At 47.0% G+C, this 19,470-nt stretch carries 21 protein-coding genes; 8 read left to right on the forward strand and 13 right to left on the reverse strand.

Going from position 1 to position 19,470, the window contains the following annotated elements; all coding sequences use genetic code 11:
- Positions 1–239 precede the first annotated feature (239 nt).
- From nikA to MKZ04_RS07955, 6 genes are read left to right on the forward strand one after another with little or no spacing between them, the layout of a single operon-like run.
- Positions 240–1,769: a nickel ABC transporter substrate-binding protein gene (gene nikA, locus MKZ04_RS07930; RefSeq protein ID WP_341045650.1), complete on the forward strand. Its 1,530-nt coding sequence runs from the start codon at positions 240–242 to the stop codon at positions 1,767–1,769.
- Entirely contained in the window at positions 1,766–2,707 is a 942-nt protein-coding gene (nikB, locus tag MKZ04_RS07935) for a nickel ABC transporter permease (RefSeq protein WP_020452058.1), read from the forward strand. The genes nikA and nikB overlap by 4 nt, the downstream gene beginning before the upstream one ends.
- A complete protein-coding gene (nikC, locus tag MKZ04_RS07940) occupies positions 2,704–3,534 on the forward strand; it encodes a nickel transporter permease (protein WP_020452059.1) in 831 nt (276 codons plus the stop codon). The genes nikB and nikC overlap by 4 nt, the downstream gene beginning before the upstream one ends.
- A 1-nt stretch (position 3,535) precedes the next feature.
- A complete protein-coding gene (locus tag MKZ04_RS07945) occupies positions 3,536–4,375 on the forward strand; it encodes an ABC transporter ATP-binding protein (RefSeq protein WP_341045652.1) in 840 nt (279 codons plus the stop codon).
- Positions 4,375–5,160, forward strand: a complete 786-nt coding sequence (locus MKZ04_RS07950; protein WP_020452061.1) for an ABC transporter ATP-binding protein — start codon at positions 4,375–4,377, stop codon at positions 5,158–5,160. The genes MKZ04_RS07945 and MKZ04_RS07950 overlap by 1 nt, the downstream gene beginning before the upstream one ends.
- Positions 5,161–5,175: 15 nt before the next feature.
- A complete protein-coding gene (locus MKZ04_RS07955) occupies positions 5,176–6,504 on the forward strand; it encodes an MATE family efflux transporter (RefSeq protein WP_025811203.1) in 1,329 nt (442 codons plus the stop codon).
- Positions 6,505–6,554: 50 nt separating this feature from the next.
- On the opposite strand, the gene MKZ04_RS07960 is transcribed toward MKZ04_RS07955, so the two are convergent.
- The 3 genes from MKZ04_RS07960 to MKZ04_RS07970 all read right to left on the reverse strand — a co-directional run bounded on the left by MKZ04_RS07960 (position 6,555) and on the right by MKZ04_RS07970 (position 9,024).
- Positions 6,555–7,196 (reverse strand): FusB/FusC family EF-G-binding protein, encoded by a 642-nt coding sequence (locus tag MKZ04_RS07960; protein WP_020452063.1) that lies wholly within the window; start codon positions 7,194–7,196, stop codon positions 6,555–6,557.
- 211 nt (positions 7,197–7,407) lie between these two features.
- Complete coding sequence (locus tag MKZ04_RS07965; protein WP_020452064.1) at positions 7,408–7,746, reverse strand: YolD-like family protein; 339 nt, start codon at positions 7,744–7,746, stop codon at positions 7,408–7,410.
- Between the two features lie 15 nt (positions 7,747–7,761).
- Complete coding sequence (locus tag MKZ04_RS07970; RefSeq protein ID WP_262723551.1) at positions 7,762–9,024, reverse strand: Y-family DNA polymerase; 1,263 nt, start codon at positions 9,022–9,024, stop codon at positions 7,762–7,764.
- A 275-nt stretch (positions 9,025–9,299) separates the two neighbouring features.
- Between MKZ04_RS07970 and MKZ04_RS07975 the strand changes: the two genes are divergently transcribed.
- Together MKZ04_RS07975 and MKZ04_RS07980 are read left to right on the forward strand one after the other, a co-directional pair.
- Positions 9,300–9,512 carry a YqzH family protein gene (locus MKZ04_RS07975; RefSeq protein ID WP_095291534.1) on the forward strand — a complete coding sequence of 71 codons (213 nt, stop codon included), beginning with the start codon at positions 9,300–9,302 and terminating at the stop codon, positions 9,510–9,512.
- Between the two features lie 84 nt (positions 9,513–9,596).
- Positions 9,597–10,835 (forward strand): MDR family MFS transporter, encoded by a 1,239-nt coding sequence (locus tag MKZ04_RS07980; RefSeq protein ID WP_105981063.1) that lies wholly within the window; start codon positions 9,597–9,599, stop codon positions 10,833–10,835.
- A gap of 51 nt (positions 10,836–10,886) precedes the next feature.
- On the opposite strand, the gene MKZ04_RS07985 is transcribed toward MKZ04_RS07980, so the two are convergent.
- The 10 genes from MKZ04_RS07985 to MKZ04_RS08030 all read right to left on the reverse strand — a co-directional run bounded on the left by MKZ04_RS07985 (position 10,887) and on the right by MKZ04_RS08030 (position 19,386).
- Positions 10,887–11,270 (reverse strand): VOC family protein, encoded by a 384-nt coding sequence (locus MKZ04_RS07985; protein WP_195201999.1) that lies wholly within the window; start codon positions 11,268–11,270, stop codon positions 10,887–10,889.
- Between the two features lie 14 nt (positions 11,271–11,284).
- Complete coding sequence (gene coaA, locus MKZ04_RS07990) at positions 11,285–12,244, reverse strand: type I pantothenate kinase (RefSeq protein ID WP_020452068.1); 960 nt, start codon at positions 12,242–12,244, stop codon at positions 11,285–11,287.
- Between the two features lie 243 nt (positions 12,245–12,487).
- Positions 12,488–13,453 (reverse strand): ABC transporter permease, encoded by a 966-nt coding sequence (locus MKZ04_RS07995; protein ID WP_095291528.1) that lies wholly within the window; start codon positions 13,451–13,453, stop codon positions 12,488–12,490.
- A complete protein-coding gene (locus tag MKZ04_RS08000) occupies positions 13,431–14,093 on the reverse strand; it encodes an ATP-binding cassette domain-containing protein (protein ID WP_023855958.1) in 663 nt (220 codons plus the stop codon). Before MKZ04_RS08000 ends, MKZ04_RS07995 begins: the two co-directional genes overlap by 23 nt.
- Positions 14,094–14,208: 115 nt before the next feature.
- A complete protein-coding gene (locus tag MKZ04_RS08005) occupies positions 14,209–14,697 on the reverse strand; it encodes a hypothetical protein (RefSeq protein ID WP_023855959.1) in 489 nt (162 codons plus the stop codon).
- Positions 14,698–15,188: 491 nt separating this feature from the next.
- Positions 15,189–15,800 (reverse strand): bacitracin resistance undecaprenyl-diphosphatase BcrC, encoded by a 612-nt coding sequence (gene bcrC, locus MKZ04_RS08010; protein WP_023855960.1) that lies wholly within the window; start codon positions 15,798–15,800, stop codon positions 15,189–15,191.
- A 121-nt stretch (positions 15,801–15,921) separates the two neighbouring features.
- A complete protein-coding gene (locus MKZ04_RS08015) occupies positions 15,922–16,656 on the reverse strand; it encodes an ABC transporter permease (RefSeq protein ID WP_341045657.1) in 735 nt (244 codons plus the stop codon).
- Positions 16,649–17,569, reverse strand: coding sequence for a bacitracin resistance ABC transporter ATP-binding subunit BcrA (bcrA, locus tag MKZ04_RS08020; protein WP_023855962.1), 921 nt, complete (start codon positions 17,567–17,569; stop codon positions 16,649–16,651). Before bcrA ends, MKZ04_RS08015 begins: the two co-directional genes overlap by 8 nt.
- Before the next feature lie 79 nt (positions 17,570–17,648).
- Complete coding sequence (locus MKZ04_RS08025) at positions 17,649–18,683, reverse strand: sensor histidine kinase (protein WP_023855963.1); 1,035 nt, start codon at positions 18,681–18,683, stop codon at positions 17,649–17,651.
- Positions 18,670–19,386 (reverse strand): response regulator transcription factor, encoded by a 717-nt coding sequence (locus MKZ04_RS08030; protein WP_025811198.1) that lies wholly within the window; start codon positions 19,384–19,386, stop codon positions 18,670–18,672. Before MKZ04_RS08030 ends, MKZ04_RS08025 begins: the two co-directional genes overlap by 14 nt.
- Positions 19,387–19,470 lie beyond the last annotated feature (84 nt).

A 19,470-nucleotide genomic window follows, 5' to 3' on the forward strand; every position in this document is an offset into this window, starting at 1 on the left:
AACATCTTATTAACAGCATATTTTTTTCCCCTGTAAATCGTTCCATTAACTCCCTTGTTTCAAATTATTCGGGCTTTCTTTTTTGCAGACCTATTTTATATGGAAAAGCTGGCCGGGCTCCGAAAAATTTGTCCCCGCACTTTCGTCAAACACGAACAAACATTCCTTTACAACAAAGGAAATATCCCCTATGATAATGAAGGTAAATCGAAATCATTACTACTTGGGGGTATTAACCGATGGCTTACATAGCAAAACGCATGATCATACCGATTGTTTTTCTCTTCATTCTCGCTTCCTGCTCCGCCGGAGGCGCTGACTCAGCGAAAGGTGATGAGAAGAAACTCACCTTTCTTTTCAATATTCCAAGTCAAACCCTTGACCCGAATCTCGATGTCAATTATACGGCTGTCCGCGCCGGCATCAGCGAAACGCTCGTCAAAATCAGCGCTGACCTTTCCATCGAACCTTGGCTTGCCAAGGATTGGGAAAGTAAAGACGGACAAACATGGGTCTTCACCCTTAAAGACAATCTGACGTTTCAAAATGGCAAAAAAGCGGATGCCAAAGCGGTAAAAGCGTCTTTAGAACGGACGATACGCGAGAGCAAAGCGATGAATAACGCCTTAAAAATCAAAGAAATCAAAGCTGCAGGACAAACATTGACGATTACAACAAAGGAGCCTTTTCCCGAATTCCCTTCAGAATTGGTTCATCCAAACACATCGATCATTGACGTCAGCGCAGCAAACATTTCTCAACAGCCCGTTGGGACGGGCCCTTTTCAAGTTTCCTCTTTTGAGGCCGGCCATAAAATAGAGTTAGAACGGTATGACGATTATTGGGACGGCAAACCGAAGCTGAAGCACGTCACATTTTCGTTTAATGAAGACGCAAACGCCCGCGTCATGGCTCTCCAATCAAAAGATGCCGACATTATTTACAGACCGAGCGTGGAGGATATTGACCAAATTCAAAAAGATTCAGCGATTACCGTTGATTCGGTGCCTAGCTTGCGCGTTCACCAGATTCTCTACAATACAAAGAAGGATCATTTCGCTGACCGTCACCTGCGCCGCGCCTTCGACGCATTACTGGACCGCAAAGAAATCGCTGAAAGCATTTTGAACGGGCATGCTCAGCCGGCAGACGGGCCTTTCTTAGCGGATTTCCCGTTTTCCGCCGGTACGGTTCAAAAGCCGAGCGGACTGGAAGCGGCAAAAGCTGAGCTGAAAAAAGCCGGCTACGAGCTTGAAAACGGCAAAGCCGTGAAGGACGGACAAGCCTTATCTTTTACACTGCTAACCTATCAGTCTCGTCCGGAATTGCCTTTAATCGCACAAATTCTTGAATCAAATGCGAAGGAACTGGGCATTTCGATTAAGATTCAACAAGTCGAAAATATCGATGAGTATTTGGCGAAGAACGATGATTGGGATTTGGCGACATACAGCTCGATGACCGCGCCCAGAGGCGATGCCGGCTATTTGCTGAACACCGCCTATATGCCGAATGGCGCTTTAAACTACAGCGGCATCGAAAATCAAACCTTGATCAAATGGATTGAGGAATTCAACCGCACAATCGACAAAGAGAAGCGGGACCGCCTTGCTAAAAAAGCAGCTGAATTGATCGAGAAGGAGACATTGAACTCTTTTATCGTCACTCCCGAAAACATCACAGCATACCGAGACGGTGTATTAAATTGGGAAACGAGCAAAAGTGAGTATTATATGCTGACGAAAGATTTGGATGTGAAAACGAAATGAAGCAGATCGCCAAGCGGCTGTTTGAACTGGTTCTATTCTTATTCCTGCTTTCGTTTATCAGCTTTGTATTTATGAAAGCGGCTCCCGGTGATCCGGTGAAACAGATGCTTCGCGTAGATGATGTAGCGGTAACAGACGAGCAGATCGAGGCATTCAAAGAGGAGCTCGGTTTGGACAAACCGGTTTATATTCAATATTGGAACTGGTTCAAACGCTTTTTCCAATTTGATTTGGGAAAATCCTATACAACACACGAACCCGTCATCGACGAGCTCAGCCGGAAATTCCCGGCGACATTGCTTCTGACCGGCGCATCGCTTCTCGTCATGCTGCTGATCGCCGTGCCGGTCGGAACGCTTTCCGCTTTATACCGGGATCGGTGGATCGATCATCTCGGCCGCTTGCTCGCTTTAGTGGGAGCCGCGCTCCCAAGCTTTTGGCTCGGATTGATACTGATCGATCTCTTCTCCGTCAGGCTGAATTGGCTGCCGTCGATGGGAGCCGGAACGTTTAAACATTTGATTCTCCCCTCTCTCACGCTCGGGATCGCGATGTCGGGCGTTTATGTCCGCCTTGTACGGTCAAGCTTGATCGAAAGCCTTGGTCAGGATTTCATCAGATCAGCCAGGGCGCGCGGTATCAGCGAGGCGAGAATTTTCTTCTTTCACGCGTTTCGCCACTGTCTTGTCCCTGTCATCACGATATTCGGGGTCAGCCTCGGCAGCCTGCTCGGCGGCACGGTGATTATTGAAGTCCTGTTTGCATATCCGGGCGTCGGCAAGCTTGTCGTTGACGCCATCGTTCAGCGTGATTATCCGATCATTCAGGGGTACATTCTTTTCATGGGGATCACGGTTGTCCTGATCAATCTTTTGGTCGACCTCTCCTATCGGTACCTCAATCCGGAAATTCGCTTAAAGGAGGCTGGACGCCGATGAGAAAAAACGTCAAACTTATATTCCGAACCAAAACAGGACTGTGGTTCGTGCTGCTGTTTTCCGCGGCGCTGTTCACCGTCCCCTTCTTTTTGCCGTTCGATCCGCTCCGCACAGATATGGCCAACCGTCTCCAGCCGATCAGCTTGCAGCACTGGCTCGGGACAGACCATTTGGGCAGAGATATATTTTCCCGAATGATCGCCGGTGCGAAAGCGACAGTCGGCACCGCCTTGGCCGCGATTCTGATCTCCGTTTTCATAGGCGTTCCCGTCGGGCTTGTCTCCGGCTTTTTCGGCGGACGGCTGGATCGGATGATCATGAGAATCGTTGACGCGGTCATGGCGTTTCCGGACTATATTGTCGCGATTGTTTTAAGCGGTTTGCTTGGCCCTGGTCTGATGAACTTAATATTAGCCGTTGTCGCTGTCAAATGGGTCGGCTATGCAAGGCTGGTCCGCAGCACGGTGTTTTCGGAAAAACAAAAAGATTACATCGCCTTGGCCGAGCTGACGGGCTTAGGCTCCGGGGCGATTTTAAAAAAGCACTTGCTGCCCCATGTTCTCGGCAACGTTTCCGTACTTGCGACACTTGATATCGGAAAAACGGTGTTAATGATTGCTGCCCTGTCCTATATCGGACTGGGTGCTCAGCCTCCATACCCGGAATGGGGCGCCATGCTGAATGACGGAAAACATTACTTTTTGCATGCGCCTCAGCTTATGGTGATTCCCGGTCTTGCGATCATGTTCATCGTTCTGTTGTCCAACCTGTACGGTGATCGTTTAAGGGACAGGTTTGACGTTAAACACAAGAAAGGAGTTTCTTAGCATGCCGATGTTATCCATTGAGGGCTTATCAATCAGCTCCCGACAGCACACCATTGTCAAAAATGCCTCCTTCTCGATCCATGAAGGGGAATGGTTCGCGCTGCTCGGGGAAAGCGGCAGCGGAAAAAGCCTGAACGCTTCGGCCATAGCCGGGCTGCTTCCGGACGGACTAACGGTGTCCGGCGGAGATGTGATATTTGAGGGCCGCCAGATGCTTCAAGCCGGCCGCAAAGCGCTCCGACGCATGCGCGGAAAGGATATCGCCTGTATTTTTCAGGACTGTCACGGAGCATTCACCCCTTTTATACGGATCGGCAGACAAATTGACGAAATGGTCAAAACGCATACCGATTGGTCTAAAAACAAGCGAAGAGAAGCGATTCTCCGCGCTTTTCGGGAGGTTTCTCTGCCGGAAAACAGAGTATATGAAAGCTACCCGTTTCAATTGAGCGGCGGGCAGCTGCAAAGGGCCGCGATCGCTCAAGCGATGGTGCTCCGCCCGAAGCTTCTCATCGCAGACGAACCGACAACGGCTTTAGACAGCATCACGGCCGCGGACGTCTTGCAACAGCTCACCGTGATGCGCGCCAAAACAAACTGCGCCATCCTTTTTATCACTCATGACCTCCGGCTTGTCAAAAGGTACGCCGATCAAACCGCTGTCATGCAAAACGGAGAAATCGTCGAAAGCGGTTTAACCGCTGATTTAATCAGACAACCGGCACATGAATGTACAAGACGTTTATTCGCAGCCGTCCCGCCGCTGAAAAATCCTCCGCCGAGGCTGACAGCCGCGCCTGAAACAAAGGAAGCGGCGCTGGCGGGAACAGGAGGTGCGTGATGACCCATTCAGCAGAAACCGTTCTTTTTGTCAGCAATCTGACAAAACATTACGCTTGCGGCCACAAAGCGGTTGACAATGTATCGTTCTCCATTCGAAAAGGCGAATGCCTCGGGCTCGCCGGCGAGAGCGGCAGCGGGAAAAGCACCCTCGCGCGCTGCCTTCTCCTGCTCGAAAAAATCGATCACGGAGAGATTCGGCTTCATCAACATCCGCTTCCCGGCATAAACAAAAAAGAGACCCGAAGACTGCGCCGAAAGCTGCAGGCTGTTTTTCAAAATCCGGCCGCATCATTGAATCCAAAGCTCAATATTATCGATTCAGTTATGGAGCCGCTTGATGTTTCCAAACAAGACATACCGCCATTTTTAAAGGACTTCCAAGGCAGCCGCCGTCTGACGGCTGAGCGTCTGTTCTCAATGGTCGGCCTTCCCTCGAGCCTCCTTGACCGCTATCCGCATGAATTAAGCGGCGGGCAGCTCCAAAGGGCCTTAATCGCCAGAGCCATCAGCACTCACCCGTCTTTAATCATCTTTGATGAGCCTACGGCAAGCCTGGATGTCACCAGTCAGGCGAAGATCCTCGACCTCCTCAAAGATTTGCAGGATGATATGGGGCTTTCCTATTTGTTTATTTCCCATGATCTGGCCGCAGTCCACTTTATGAGCCATCGCATCATGGTCATGAAAGACGGGCAGATTGCCGATCAATTTAAAAAAGAAGAGCTTTTTTCTGCCGAAAGGCACCCATATGCCAAAAAGCTGCTTCAGGTGTTTGAATCCTAAGGGGGGTCATAAGAGATGAATCACAGACATTATCTAGCACTCGCCGTTCCGCTGATCATTTCAACGATCACCACTCCTTTGCTGGGGGCGGTCGATACGGCGGTAGCCGGGCAGCTTTCCTCCCCTGCTTACATCGGCGGTGTTGCAGTCGGAACGATGATTTTTAATACGATGTATTGGCTCCTCGGCTTTTTGCGGGTGAGCACATCGGGGTTCGCTGCTCAGTCGCTCGGCTCCCAAAACAGATCAGAGAGCGTTTTGGCTCTTGCCCGGCCTGTTTGCATCGCGGTTTTTGCCGGACTGATGTTCATTCTCTTGCAAAAACCGCTTGAATACGCAGCGCTGACGCTGATACAGCCTGACCGCCATACCGCTGAATTCGCCTCGCAGTATTTTTCGCTGAGGATTTGGGGCGCTCCATTTGCTTTAATCAGCTATTGCATTCTCGGCTGGCTGATGGGAATGTCCCTTATCAAAGTGACATTGCTTTTGCAGATTTCGATGAACGTCTTGAATATCGTGCTTGACATCGTTTTTGTCTACGTCTTTCACATGGAAGTATACGGCATCGCTCTAGCCACTTTGATTGCGGAAGTGACGGGCTGCCTGATCGGCTGCTGGCTTGTGAAAACGAATGCCGCCATGCGGTTTAAGCTGCCGTCCGTCAAGGTTTTGTTCGACCCGAAACCGTTTAAAAAAATGATGGTTGTCAACCGCGATCTATTGATTCGGACATTGTGCCTTTTAACGGTTTTTAATTTGTTTACGGCTAAAGGAGCCGGCTTCGGCGCTGAAGTTTTGGCCGCAAATGCGATCTTAATTCAAATTCATTATATGATGGCTTATGTGTTTGATGGATTTGCCAATGCATCGAGCATTTTTGCCGGGAAAGCCGTTGGAAGAATGGATCGGGAACTTTATTCCCGTACGCTTTCCCTTTCGATCCAGTGGTCGCTGATCTCGGCCGCGCTGCTTTCAGTCGGCTACTTTCTTTTGAAAGGTGTAATCCTTCCCTTGTTTACACCGCTTGAAAGCGTTTTGGAAGCAGCGAAAACCTACGATATTTGGATCGCTCTCTTTCCTTTGGCCGCAAGTTTCGGACTCGTTTTTTACGGGATTTTTACAGGAGCGACTGAAATAGGCCCGGTCAGAAATTCAATGTTCTTGGCTGTTCTCGTCTTCCTGGCCGCCTTTTTTACCGCTGTGCCCGCTTTCGGAAACCATGGGCTGTGGCTCGCTTTTCTTTTATTCAGCCTTGGACGTTCCGTATTCTTATGTATGGCTGTTCCCGGGCTGACCACCCGTCTCTTCGGAGAGCGAAGTGCTGCAAAAGAGGCAGGCTAAAAGCCAAATCATAAAACCCCCCGGCTAAAGCTTAGCCGGGGGGTTCTCGTTTATTCTTTCGTTAATTGTGCGACGAAATGGTTCAGATGATCCAGCGTCATCACATTTTGATTGCATGTTTCACTGTCACAGCAAATATAATTGCCTCTGTCTGTATAGGTTTCTTTCCCGCTTTTCACCCGGGCCATGAACAGTCCGATCTCTTCGGTCCTGTTGCATATCGCGCAGATTCCTTTTTTATTGCTGGATTTGATGGTGCCGTGTATTCCGGTCAGCTTTCCGCCGGCATCCACAATCATGTACTTTCTGCCTGATCCTGCATCATTCCATCCCAGGTAGGAATATCCGCTGAAATCCATCTGTTCAAAATCGGGCGTCTTTAACTTCTTCACTTTAGAAAATAGCTTTTTAGCGGTTTTTACTGTTATACGCTGAAATGGAATGACATGAGGCTTTAATTCGGCTAAAAAGCGCATCGCTTCACCGCTGTCTTCCACTTCTGCCATCTTCTGCAGCAAAGACTTTTGATCGCTGCTGAGATCAGGAAACAGGTTGAACACTTGATCGAGCGCATTGCATTTCAAAGCGTCAAGTACGTTTTCGTCATTGATGTTCGCATGTCCCTGAACAAGGCTGTCCGTTTGAAACTTAATAAAATTATATTGGTCATTTCTGATAAAAGGTGTCTTCATTTCTGCCAGCTCCTTATTTATGGATCTATATTTAAAAATAAGGTGCAAAGCCGGATGATCAGAAATGATACCTTGCTTTTTTTAGGCGATTTGTTTATAACCCCGCCTCATGCAAAGTATCGCCTTTCAAGATAACAGGCTTTGCATGAGACGCTGCAGTCGGCAAATGAATGTCATTTACCATTTTATCCACCTCCGAATACTGATTCTATTATAAACGACAATCGTATTCAATCTCAATGATATCCTCCATCTTTAAAATGCATATTTCATCCGCCCGGCTTACGATCCGCAGCTCCCTTTTCAGGGCGTCGGCATAGTGAATCCGGCCGGCCAGCGTTTTCACTTCCCCCTGCCGATAATAGGCAAATTGCAACATTCTGTTTTCTGCCATCGCTTCACAAATGATTTCATTAAATTCTTCATATTTTTGTTCATCCAGGATCGGTTTTTTGAGTTTTTGAAGGCTTTCATGATATTCCCTGAGCAATTCCACGTGCTCAGGCAGCATCATGGAAACCCATTTGATACTGCCTCTGTCGCGAAGCATAAATGATTCTCCTTTCTATGCCTGATGGCCTCCGACCAATTTTGACCGCAGCCGGGCCGTCCCGGCGTTTGTATAGGAAACAGCCCGCAAAAGCGCTGTTGATCCGTGCCGTTCTCTGATGCCGTCCATCACGTACCCGAGCTGCCGCTTCTTTTCCTGATCGGGACGAAAAAGATCAAGCTGCATATTGGTGTCGTCTTGAATATTGGACAAAGAGACGGAAATTTTCCGAACCGTTTTGCCGGCATAAAACCGCTCGAACAATGCCAGACATGTATGGTAGAGATCAAGGGTGATATTTGAAGGGCTTTCCATTGTTTTTGAACGGTAAAACCCGCCGCCAAGCTCATCGCGGCTGTATTCGACGCCAAGACTGACGGTCCGGCCCGCCTGGCGGTGGGCGCGCGCCCTTTTGGCCACTTCTTCACACATTTCAAGAATGACATGCTTGACTTCCTCCGGATTCGGATAATCGCGAAGCAAAATCTGGCTTTTTCCATAGCTGACCTGCCCCTCCAAGAGCGGCGCTCCGATCGCTGAAAGGTCGATGCCCCAAGCGTGATAATAGAGCTGGTTTCCCATCACCCCGAATGTTTTCTCAAGCCGCTTGAGATCATAGTGAGCCAGCTGACCGACTGTAAAAATCCCCATCCGGTTTAACGTCTTTTCCAGCCTGGAGCCGATTCCCCACATGCGGCGCAGCGGAGACAGCGGCCACAGCTTCGTTTTCACGTCTTCGTAGCCCCAAACGGCCACTCCGTCTGCTGATTTTTTCGCTTCAAGGTCAAGGCACAGCTTTGCCATCAGCAGATTCGGTCCGATTCCGACAGCACAGGGAAGGCCAAACTCCCTTTCCATATCATCTTGAATTTTCATCGCAATCGTTCGGGCGTCTCCCCACATGCTCTCAACACCGTCCACCTGAATAAAGCTTTCATCCACGCTGTACGTATGAATGGCATCAGGCGGCACATAGCGGCAGAACAGCCGGGTGAGCTCTGTAGAAACACGGACAAACAGCCCCATCTTTGGATTGACCAGCTTGATGCGCGGATCATCCGGCAGCTGATAAAGCCTTGTTCCCGTTTGCACGCCGAACTCTCTTTTCAGAGCCGGAGAAGCAGCGAGAACGATGCTCCCCTGCCGCTCCGTGTTTCCGACAACCGCCAGCAGGCAAGTCATCGGATCAAGTCCGAGCAGGACTGCGGCACAGCTTGCATAAAAGCTCCGCATATCAACGCACAAAACCGAACGCGACGGATATTGACCGTAATCCATCTCTCTCCCTCCAAAAAGAACTGATGTTCGCACAATTAGTGTATGAATACTATACTCCGAATATACGTTCGATTTCCAGGCGTAATTTTATCCAAAGAAAATCCTGGCTGAAAGCAACAAAAAACACCTTCTTTGGAAAGAAGGTGACATGGCGGATCATTCCAGTTCGGAATGCTGCCGCATCCGGTTTAATGACTCAAATTGAAAGCTCCCTTGAGAACCTCGTTTTTTCCTAGTAAGATAAAAGAAAAAGCGCTCCTAAAGGAGAAAGACAAATGGATGAGAAACTGATTGAAAAAATGCTCGGACAGGCGCTGAAGCAGTACGGACGCAATGTTGCAACCGATCCGCTCAGCCCCGGCGAAAAAGAAATCCTGAAGATGGCTTTGCAGGAAAGGCGGATCGAGGAACCGAATGAGGGGCTGCATGCCCATATCGAAGATGTCATCTATGATTATGTCACAAATCAAGGCTTGTTCTCCTTTTGATCACCCAGCATATAGAAATTCCTCTATTCACCGCCATTTGTTTCATGTATGATAAACAAATAAAAACGTAACGGAGAGTTTCTCATGAAACAAAAATGGCAGAACATCCACCCGCTCAGCTGGACCATTATTGTCGGAACCATTTTCGGACGTATGGGCACAGCCATGAGCATCCCTTTTTTAGCAATTTATTTGACACAAGTGAAAGGCGCCTCTTCCGGCTTTGCCGGCGCCGTCATTGCAGCGAGCTCTCTGATCGGAATTGCGGCAAGCTTTTACGGCGGGTACTTATCAGACAGGTTCGGCCGGAAAACCATCATGCTCGTTTCGATTTTCGGCTGGACATTCGTGTTCGCCGGTTTCACGCTCGCCGATCATGTCTGGACATTCTTTGTCATGAATGCCTTAAACGGATTATGCCGCGCTTTGTTTGAACCGACTTCAAGAGCGCTGCTTTCAGACGTATCCAAACCCGAAACGCGCCTTTTCGTCTTTAATCTCCGCTATACCGCGATCAACCTCGGCGTCGTCTTCGGTCCGCTTTTAGGCCTGTACCTCGGATCTTCGAAAACGACGCTGCCGTTTTTCATTGCGGCTTTCATTTATTTTATTTATGCGGCGGTGCTGGTCATTCAATTTAAACACCACACCGTACCGGCAACTGAGCGGAATAAGCGTATAAAAGTGCGGGAAGCGCTGGAGGTGACAAAAAAAGACCGGGTATTTACGATTACACTAATCGGTTCGATTCTTTGTTTATTCGGGTATTCCCACTTCACATCCACGCTCGCACAATACATGGCGGCCAGCCCGTTCATCGAAGACGGGACGAAAGTGTTCGGTATGATGCTGACGCTGAATGCCTTGGCCGTGCTTGTCGTACAGTACCCGATCGTACATATCGCCAAACGGTTTTCACCGATTTTATCGCTGATTGCCGGAAATGTGCTGATTAGCGGAAGCCTGTTCAGCCTCTCGTTTTTCCACGATCTATGGTCCATCGTCTTGATCATTATCGTGTTTACGATCGGGGAAGTGCTTCTCTTTTCGATGATGGATTTACTGGTCGACCGGATTGCCCGGCCTGAGCTGAAAGGCACTTACTTCGGGGCTATAGGCTTCACCCAGCTGGGAAGCGTGATCGGCCCTTGGGCGGGGGGAATGCTGCTGGACGCCTTTGGAGCGGAAAAGCCGTTTTTCACTTTTGCAATCCTGTCCGCTGTCACCATTTGCGGCGTTCCTTTCCTGGTGGCAGCCTTCCGGAAGCTCAAAATAGATGAAGCAAAAGTCAAATTAAGTTCGAAAAAAACGATGCAGCATTAATTGAAAACAGGCCGGCTCGGTCAAAGGCCGGCCTTCCGGCGGACGCCCGCCTCAAGGCGCCGCAAGTTCGACTTTGATGCGGTCGGGATCTTCGGTATATAAGGCATAATGCCCGCTTCCGCCGGCAAACGGATGTCTGTCTTCATATAAAATGCGGCATCCCCGCTCCCTCAGTTTCATTGTCATTTCGTCGACCTGTTCTTTGGATACCGCGTAAAAAGCAAGATGGTTTAAACCGACGCGGCACCTGTGATAACCTGCTTTGACAAACTGCTCTTTCGCCTGCACAAGCACGAGATAGGCGCCGTTTGCTTTCCAGCTGATCCCGTCTTCCCATTGTTGAAAAACCTCATAGCCGAGCTCTCCGAGAAACCAGCCCCAAAAGCGCTTCGACGCTTCCAAATCTGAAACATACAGTTCAATATGATGGATCATGCAAGCCTCCTCTTCTACACCCGTCTGACGAGAATCTCTTCCACCTTGTGGCCTTCGCCTTTTCTCAAGATTAAATCAGACCGGAATTTTGTAGGCAGAATGTTCTCATACAAATTCGGACGGTTGACGGTCTCCCATATTGACTTTGCCATATGGTCCGCTTCTTCGTCCGCAAGGTCTTTGAATTTATGGAAATAAGAACTCGGATCTTGAAATGCCGTCTCTCTGAGCATGCGAAAGCGTTCAAGATACCATTTGATAATGAGGTCTTCTTCGGCATCCACATAAATTGAGAAGTCAAAAAAATCGGAAACGAAAACCCGCGGTTTTGTCCGGTCGTCTTCGATCGTCGGCGTCTGCAGCACATTGACGCCTTCGATGATGACGATATCCGCTTGTTCAACCGTTTCGTAAACCCCTTCCAATCTGTCGTACGTTAAATGGGAATAAACGGGTGCGCGAACGATTTCCTTGCCGGATTTTAAATCGTTTAAAAACTCAAGCAATGCTTTGACATCATAGCTTTCCGGAAACCCCTTCCGCGACATCATCTGTTTTTCTGTCAGCACCGCATTGGGATAAAGAAAACCGTCGGTTGTGATCAGACTGACTTTCAGCCGTTCCTGCAAACGGGAGAGCACCGTCTGAATGATGCGGGCCGTCGTGCTTTTTCCAACCGCGACGCTTCCGGCAATCCCGATGATGAACGGAATTTTGGCCGCGTGAGGATGGTTCAAAAAACCGTTCACCCGGGTGTTCCGTTCATATTGAGTTGTCCGGTGTAAATAAAGCAGCCTCGCCAGCGGAACATAAACGGTTTCGACTTCTTCCAAAGACAGATAGTCATTTAAACCTTCAAGCCTTTTTACTTCCTCTTCGGTCATTTCTACCGCCATATGCCCGCCGAGATTTGCCCAGGCATCGCGGGTATGACTCGTATATAACGTGTGCAAATTCAAATCCTGATTCGCCATTATACTCACCTGCCCTCTGTTCAAAAGCTGTTTACTAAAAAGTGCATGAATTCCTGAGACCGCTTTATTATTATATAGAATTTTTCGAATATTTACGAGGAACAAGGTTTCAATCAAAACAACCGCCTCATCCAGAGACGGCAGATTCTGTTGTTCCAACTATTTGACACTCGCCTGCCAAACCTGAGCCAACGGGCATCCGTCGCTTGCAAAAAAAAGAGCGCAGGCACTTGCGCTCTTTTTTCAAACGACATATTTGCTTTGCCTGTGCGCCATATAATAAGTAACCGCAGACAGCAAGCCGATGGATGCGGCTAAAATGATGACGACCGGAATCATGTCCACCTTCACCGGTGTAAACAGTTTAAAGCCGCCGCTGAAACTGAAAACCGCATGCCCGAGATTAGACAGCAGGTTTTTCAAATCGAATCTCCCCAAAGCAGGGATAAGCAGGCTGTAAACGATATACAGCAAAGCAGGCGTAATAAAGCTTCTGAAGAGGACGCCCAAATAAAATCCGACCGTCGAAAAAATGAAGCTGACCGCCAGAACGACAACGAGCTGAAGCGGGATATTGCTTTTTGAAACAGCGGGTATTGTGAACTCGCCGACCGGTATGGCCCTTGAAGCCAGGGAATAAAAGACGAAGCTTGACACATATGCCGTACATACAACGGCGATCACGGCGGCAGCCATCACCATGTAAACCGAACACTGTTTGGCCAGCAGAACGGATTTCCAATCATGGCTGACAGCTTTCACTTTCACCGTCTTGAACCTGATGTCGTAAGAGGAGATATAGATGGCATACAGCGTAAAAGCCAAGGGAAAAATGATGAAGCCCATCAGCTCAAGCGTCATGATAACCGACTGCTTGGGCTCCAGATGATGGAGGGACAAGACGAAATTCTCATAGTCAAACCTTAAAATATTTTCGACGATCTCTCCGTCGCCATCCTCGCTTTTCAGCTCCCCTTCCTTCACCTTGACGGGCGACGCCAGCGCCTGCTTAATATCGATACCGAGTTCTTTATATTCGTCTTCAGTCTTTTTAAACTGCTGATAGCTGTCAATTGTATTTTTATAATGTACATATATGTATCCGGATGAAATGAATAATAGAGGAAGCAATAACATGACGAGCATTTTAGAATATGATTGAAATGCAAGCTCTTTTTTGAAAATATTATAAATATTCTTTATAGACATCGCCCAATTCTGCTCCATTCGTTTTAAAATTGTCTATGTGGATAGCTGAACCGTCTTTCAACACGTATAATTGATCGACGATTGAAGAATAAAACTCAAACTGATGGCCGGCGGCAACAATCGTCATCCTGCTCGACCAGTCATTGATCAGCGCCTGAAGCTCCATCATGGACCGGTAGTCAAGCCCGTTTGATATCTCATCCAAAAACAAATATGACGGTTTGTTTAATGCAGCGATCATTAAGGCCAGCTTTTTCTTTTGTCCGTATGAATAGGTCTTAACCTTTTTTTTCAGCAGCGCCCGGCCGAGGAACTTTTGCGATAATTGTTCCAGCTCTTCTTTGCCGGCAGGTTTATTGATCAACAGTTTAATATTTTGATATCCGCTCAGATGATCGTAAAACGGGGAATCGTCATAGATAACGTGCACTTTGCTCCTGACGGCTTCAAGCGGCTCTCCGTCGTACAGAATGCCGCCTTCGAAATGTTCCAGCTTGAGCAGGCATTTCAAGAGCGTCGTTTTCCCGGCGCCGTTTTCCCCCATCAGGAAGGTGACTTTGTTTTTTTCGATATTCATGTTGAGACGGTTGAATACCTTTTTGCTTCCATAAGATTTCGTCAGGTCATCGATTTTGATCAATTTAAAAAATCCTTTCTTGCATCAGGATGGTGTTGCAACATTCTCCATTATACAACGCTGCCATTAATTTCAAAATAGTCTTTTAGCAGCGTTGTATGAAATGGCTTACGGCAAATTAATCGTTTCCGTATTTTCCTTTTTTATTGACCCACCTTCTGTCTGTAAAGGTTGAGCTGGCGAATTCAACATCTCCCCACGGTGTAACGGTCCCGAAGCTCAGCGTTTTTTTCGCTCTCCATTTGTGAAGCCCTGAAGACTTGTAATACCTTTTAATCCCTTTTGCTCTCACGACATTCGGAAAGACGTAGCCGACATCCTGCGATCCGCTGCTTTTCGATACTTTTTTGCCGTTGTAGTACCAATCGATATAATCTTTCGACCAGGCGAGGAAGCTTCCTCTTTTAATTGTGAGCCTTTTTCCTGCATATGCCGTCACACCGCTTTGGACAGATGCCTGTTCAGGAAGTGACTGCACGTATTCTGTCTTGGCTTCAAGCAGTTCTTTTTGCTCACTTGTCAGCTGCCCGTCCCCAGCAGCCGCAGCGAATGAGGATGGAACCAGGAGCGCCGCAGACAAAGAAAACCCTAAAATCGCTTTTTTCATTTCGTTTCCCTCCGTATTTTTGATAATTCGTATGTACGTCTTCAGCTGCCATCCATAAGCTACTGCCGCATCCAAAACAATTTAAGGTCCGAGTTCTCTCATTTTAATGGATGAAAAAATAGATTTCTAGCAGAATGGACCATTTTATCATTACCTATTGGAAATTATCACCTCCTATGTATTTGATATTATACCATATTTTTACTTATATTCAATTCCTATTATTTGGAATTTTCGTCATGAATAGCCCGCATCTTTTATAATGGGGATGAAAAAAGGAGGAAGAAGAGGAACCTATATACCTGGAAAGCGATTCTACAGCTGTTATTCGTACAAAAAAACAAAGCACCCGACAGACCGTCTACCTTCATGGAGACGGTCATATACTCTTGCTGTCGGGAACCGCCTTCGATTTGGAGGATGAAGAAGCCGATCGTTTATTTGTGAGTGCACATAGCAAAGGCTGCCTAAATCCAAGGCAGCCTCATCCTTTAAAAGTTCTTCGATTTATCGTTCGATTTGCTTTTGGAAGGAACAATCCGGTGTTCCACCTTTTCATAAAGGGACAGCATTTGATGAATAAATGACAGCTTCGGTGCTGTCCAGAATACAAACAGAGCTGACAACACGCCAAGAAGGGCTCCCGCCGCAACATCGAGCGGATAGTGAACGCCCGACCAAATGCGGGAAATGCCTACGGCAAACGCAAGCACAAGCCACAGCCAGCCCGTCTTTTTGTGAAACAGGAAGATTAAAAAGCCGATTGAAAAAAACAAAATCGTATGGTCGCTCGGAAACGAATTGTCAATTTCATGCTCTATCAGCTTGTTGACATTCGGAAGCGTGGCAAACGGTTGATAGTTGGAATGCAGAAAGCCCATGATTTTCCCAAGAATTTCGGCAATCACAAATGCGATGACTGCATAAATGACCATCAATCTGTTTTTTGTCGTCCGGGTCAGCCAATAAACGACAAGACCCAACGCGAGGAAGTACATCATATATTCGGCCAGAAAGTAAACGACCGGATTCAGCATCGAATACTCTTTTCCCAAATCATTAATGAAACGAAAAGCATCAATATTTAATTCTGAAAAAGACATGTTCCATTCTCCTTTTTTATACTTTTATCCTAAATATATCCATCAAAATTGTGCAATAAGCCTTTATCGGGATTAGGAATGTACAAACATGTGTTGCACATTCCCTTAGACTCCTCCTACATCAATGAATATCGATTTTTTTAAAGTAAACGATTGTCGCGGCTAATCCAAGAACGGTTGTGGCGGCAACACTGATAAAAGAATATTCGGGCGGATATTCCGGAAAGAACGTACCCGAAGCGATCACCCATACCGCCGACCAGGGGAGTAAAGCGCTGTACTCCGTGCCGTATACCATAATGCTGACCATTGATATAATGATTGTAAAGATAATGGTGGGCACGTAGTTTTTAAACAGCAGTGTCACAAATATAATTGGACTGACCAGGAAGAAAAGAAGTGCCCCGCCTATCATAAATTGTTTAAACCCATCTATTAAAACCGCCGAACTGAGCCCTTCAAACTGGCCGATCAGCCCAAACAGCAGCGTCAGCACCCAGGCAATCAACGTCAGCAGCATGATCCAAATGAGGAGCAGAACCAATTTGCTGACAATCAGGCTGATTCTTGAAACAGGAATCGTCAATAGATTCTTTAGCGTGCTTTCAGCGTATTCCCGATTGAATAAATATGATGTAATCACGCCATACAACGGGACTCCGATCAAAAGCACAATATACAGGTTGGTATCGGAAAAGGTCTCACTGAAGCGAATCGGTACATCAGGGTACTTGGCTTTTTTAGCCAAAGACGATATAAAACAGATGAAAGGGGCTGCCGCCGCTCCCAGGATACTGACAAGAAACATCTGTGACCGCTTAAGCTTCAGCAATTCGGTATATAGCAAATTAGCCAATCGTCCCGCCCCCAATCAACTTCACGAAATAGTCTTCAAGACTGTCTTCGCTCATCGCAATCTTCAATACGTCTATTCCGTTTTCGACAAACAATTTATTAAGCTTTCCCTGCTGGCCCAAATGGGAGTATACCCGGATGATCCCGTCCTGGTGAACTTCGTAGTCATGAATATCAAAATGCTGTTCCATCAGAACGACCGCTTTATTTTGATCGGATAATTGAAATTCCAGATATTTGCGGTTTCTTTTTTTGAGATGGTCAAACGGAATTTCTTCAAGCAGTTTTCCTTCATGAATGATCCCGACATGATCGACGAGCTGTTCGATTTCAGACAAAATGTGGCTTGATATAAAGATGGTGATGTTTCTTTCTTTGGCGAGAGAATGAATGAGTCTTCTCATTTCTTTGATCCCGATCGGGTCCAAGCCGTTTGTCGGCTCGTCCAGTATCAACAGCTCCGGATAGTGAAGCAAGGCTCTTGCAATTCCCAGCCTTTGTTTCATGCCCAAGGAAAACTTGCCGACGAGCTTTTTCGTTTCATGCTGCAGGCCCACGATCTCCAATACTTCATCGATCGCATTTTTTTTATGGATACCTATGATTTTCGCATTGATCAGCAGGTTTTCCCTTGCCGTCAAGTTCGCGTAAAAGCCGGGCACTTCCACGATAGATCCGATTCTTCTTAAAATTTCTTTTTTATTCTTGAAAAAATTCTCTCCGAAAATTTCTATCTGCCCGCTGGTCGGTTTGATCAGGCCCAGCAGCATTCTGATCGTCGTCGTTTTGCCGGCGCCGTTTCGTCCCAAAAATCCGTATATATCTCCTTGTTTTACATTGATATTGAGATGGTCTACAGACTTTTGCGGCCCGTACATTTTCGTGAGATCCGTCGTTTTAATAATTGTGTTCAAAGTTGATCCACTCTCTTTCACTCGCCTTATAACTACATCATAAACAGAAGGATTTAACTTCTTCTTAACCAATTCTTAATTAATTCTTAAATGATTGGAGATGGTTTTGTTTAGGCAGCGAAAAACCAAACGTCGTTTTTTCCCACGGAACGCTCTGTGCCCATATGCGTCCGCGGTTTTTTTCGACGAGCGATTTGGCGATGGCAAGCCCCAGGCCGCTCCCGTCATCAAGGCTTCTCGACCGGTCTCTGCGGTACATTCTATCAAACACGTTTTCAATATCGTTTTCCGGAATTCCCGGACCTTGATCCCAGATGAGAAGCTGATATTCATGTTCTGATTCCGTCAGTTCGATTCCAAGTACTTTTCCCTCTTTTCCATAATGAATGCCGTTTCTCACGATGTTTTCGATCACGCGGATCAAGCTGAGCCGATCTGCAATAACAGAGCATTTCTTTTCCGGGATCTGTACATTCAAATCAATGTCATGTTTTTTCAGTTCCGGCAAAAAGTCGATCAGCGTTTCCCTAGCGACTTCGGCCAGGTCAAAAAACTCTGTTTTCAACTGGACTTCATTCGCGTCTAATTTCGCCATGTTGAATATTTCATCGATCAATTGCTTGAGGCTGTTGGATTTTTTAGAAAGGATATTGAGATATTCCTGTTTCTCTTCTTCCGAAGACGCGACCCCGTCTTTTAATGCATCAACATAGCCAATAATTGATGTGAGCGGCGTTCGGATATCGTGGGAAATATTAGACAGCAGCCGTTTTCTGGCCGCTTCCGATTTTGCGGCGTTGATTTGAACTTTTTCAAGCTGCTCTATCAATTCGTTAATGGAAAAAATGATTTCATTAAACGGCTGACCGCCTTTCGCCAGCAATCTTCTTCTTAAATTTCCATCCGCCACGCGCTTCAGCTCGGTTTCGATCAGCTTTAAGCGATCGATGAAGCGAAGCCTCATCGTAAACAGCAGCGCGGTAACGGCAAACAGAAAAATAAACAACATTGTGCTGAAAACCCCAAAGGAAGCCGTTTTCATATAGATGAACAAAAGTGCTGCAATCGCCGCACATTGCAGAATGAGAAGCAGCAGCTTTTTATCGGTCAGCATCTTTCTCACCTACAAACTTATAGCCAATTCCCCAAACAGTTTGAATAAATTGTGGATCGGAAGGGTCCGGCTCTATTTTTTTTCTCAGCCTTCTGATATGCACCATGACCGTATTGTCATCTTCTATGTATTGATCGCTCCATGCGTTTCGAAACAGCTGCGTTTTCGTAAATACCTGCCCCGGATTTGAGGCGAAAAACTTCAGCAGTTCAAACTCCTTCGCCGTCAGAGAGATCTCCTGTCCGCCCGCGGTGACCGTATATGTTTTCAAATCGATGGTCAATCCTTTAAATTGAATCAGCGATTGTTCATCGGAGCGGCTTTCGCTTCCGAGGACCAAAAAGCGCCTCAGCATGGCTTTGATCCGCGCAAGCACTTCGTTTACGCTGAAGGGCTTTGTTATATAATCGTCGGCGCCGATGGACAGTCCTAAAATTTTATCGCCTTCAAGGTCTTTGGCGGTCAGCATCAGGATCGGAACATTCGTATGATTCCTCATCCTTCTGCAGACCTCGATGCCGTCGATTTTCGGCATCATGACATCCAATATCACGAGGTGGTAATGGTTTTGTTCAAACAGCCTTAACGCATCTTCTCCGTCAACTGCCACGTCAACCTCATAACACTCTCTTTTTAAATAGGTTTTCAATAAATCTCTGATTTCTTTTTCATCATCCGCTATGAGCACTCGAATGGTTTCCACTTGGTTCACCCGCTTTTATTTTGTCTTGATAGATGTTCACACCGCAGCACCAGCTGCTGCTTGTTTTTTGAAATATTTCCTCTC

This window comes from Bacillus sp. FSL W7-1354 (assembly GCF_038002405.1).
GTDB lineage: Bacteria > Bacillota > Bacilli > Bacillales > Bacillaceae > Bacillus > Bacillus paralicheniformis.

Bases quoted from the DNA above. Each gene is read 5' to 3' on its own strand.
- MKZ04_RS08005 (WP_023855959.1), bottom strand. From the start codon at position 14,697: ATGAAAAAAGCGATTTTAGGGTTTTCTTTGTCTGCGGCGCTCCTGGTT.
- MKZ04_RS07995 (WP_095291528.1), bottom strand. From the start codon at position 13,453: ATGTCTATAAAGAATATTTATAATATTTTCAAAAAAGAGCTTGCATTT.
- MKZ04_RS07975 (WP_095291534.1), top strand. From the start codon at position 9,300: ATGGATGAGAAACTGATTGAAAAAATGCTCGGACAGGCGCTGAAGCAG.
- MKZ04_RS07945 (WP_341045652.1), top strand. From the start codon at position 3,536: ATGCCGATGTTATCCATTGAGGGCTTATCAATCAGCTCCCGACAGCAC.
- MKZ04_RS07955 (WP_025811203.1), top strand. From the start codon at position 5,176: ATGAATCACAGACATTATCTAGCACTCGCCGTTCCGCTGATCATTTCA.
- MKZ04_RS07960 (WP_020452063.1), bottom strand. From the start codon at position 7,196: ATGAAGACACCTTTTATCAGAAATGACCAATATAATTTTATTAAGTTT.
- nikB (WP_020452058.1), top strand. From the start codon at position 1,766: ATGAAGCAGATCGCCAAGCGGCTGTTTGAACTGGTTCTATTCTTATTC.
- MKZ04_RS07985 (WP_195201999.1), bottom strand. From the start codon at position 11,270: ATGATCCATCATATTGAACTGTATGTTTCAGATTTGGAAGCGTCGAAG.
- MKZ04_RS08025 (WP_023855963.1), bottom strand. From the start codon at position 18,683: ATGCTGACCGATAAAAAGCTGCTGCTTCTCATTCTGCAATGTGCGGCG.
- nikC (WP_020452059.1), top strand. From the start codon at position 2,704: ATGAGAAAAAACGTCAAACTTATATTCCGAACCAAAACAGGACTGTGG.
- coaA (WP_020452068.1), bottom strand. From the start codon at position 12,244: ATGGCGAATCAGGATTTGAATTTGCACACGTTATATACGAGTCATACC.
- MKZ04_RS07965 (WP_020452064.1), bottom strand. From the start codon at position 7,746: ATGCTTCGCGACAGAGGCAGTATCAAATGGGTTTCCATGATGCTGCCT.
- MKZ04_RS07970 (WP_262723551.1), bottom strand. From the start codon at position 9,024: ATGGATTACGGTCAATATCCGTCGCGTTCGGTTTTGTGCGTTGATATG.
- MKZ04_RS07950 (WP_020452061.1), top strand. From the start codon at position 4,375: ATGACCCATTCAGCAGAAACCGTTCTTTTTGTCAGCAATCTGACAAAA.
- nikA (WP_341045650.1), top strand. From the start codon at position 240: ATGGCTTACATAGCAAAACGCATGATCATACCGATTGTTTTTCTCTTC.
- bcrC (WP_023855960.1), bottom strand. From the start codon at position 15,800: ATGTCTTTTTCAGAATTAAATATTGATGCTTTTCGTTTCATTAATGAT.
- MKZ04_RS07980 (WP_105981063.1), top strand. From the start codon at position 9,597: ATGAAACAAAAATGGCAGAACATCCACCCGCTCAGCTGGACCATTATT.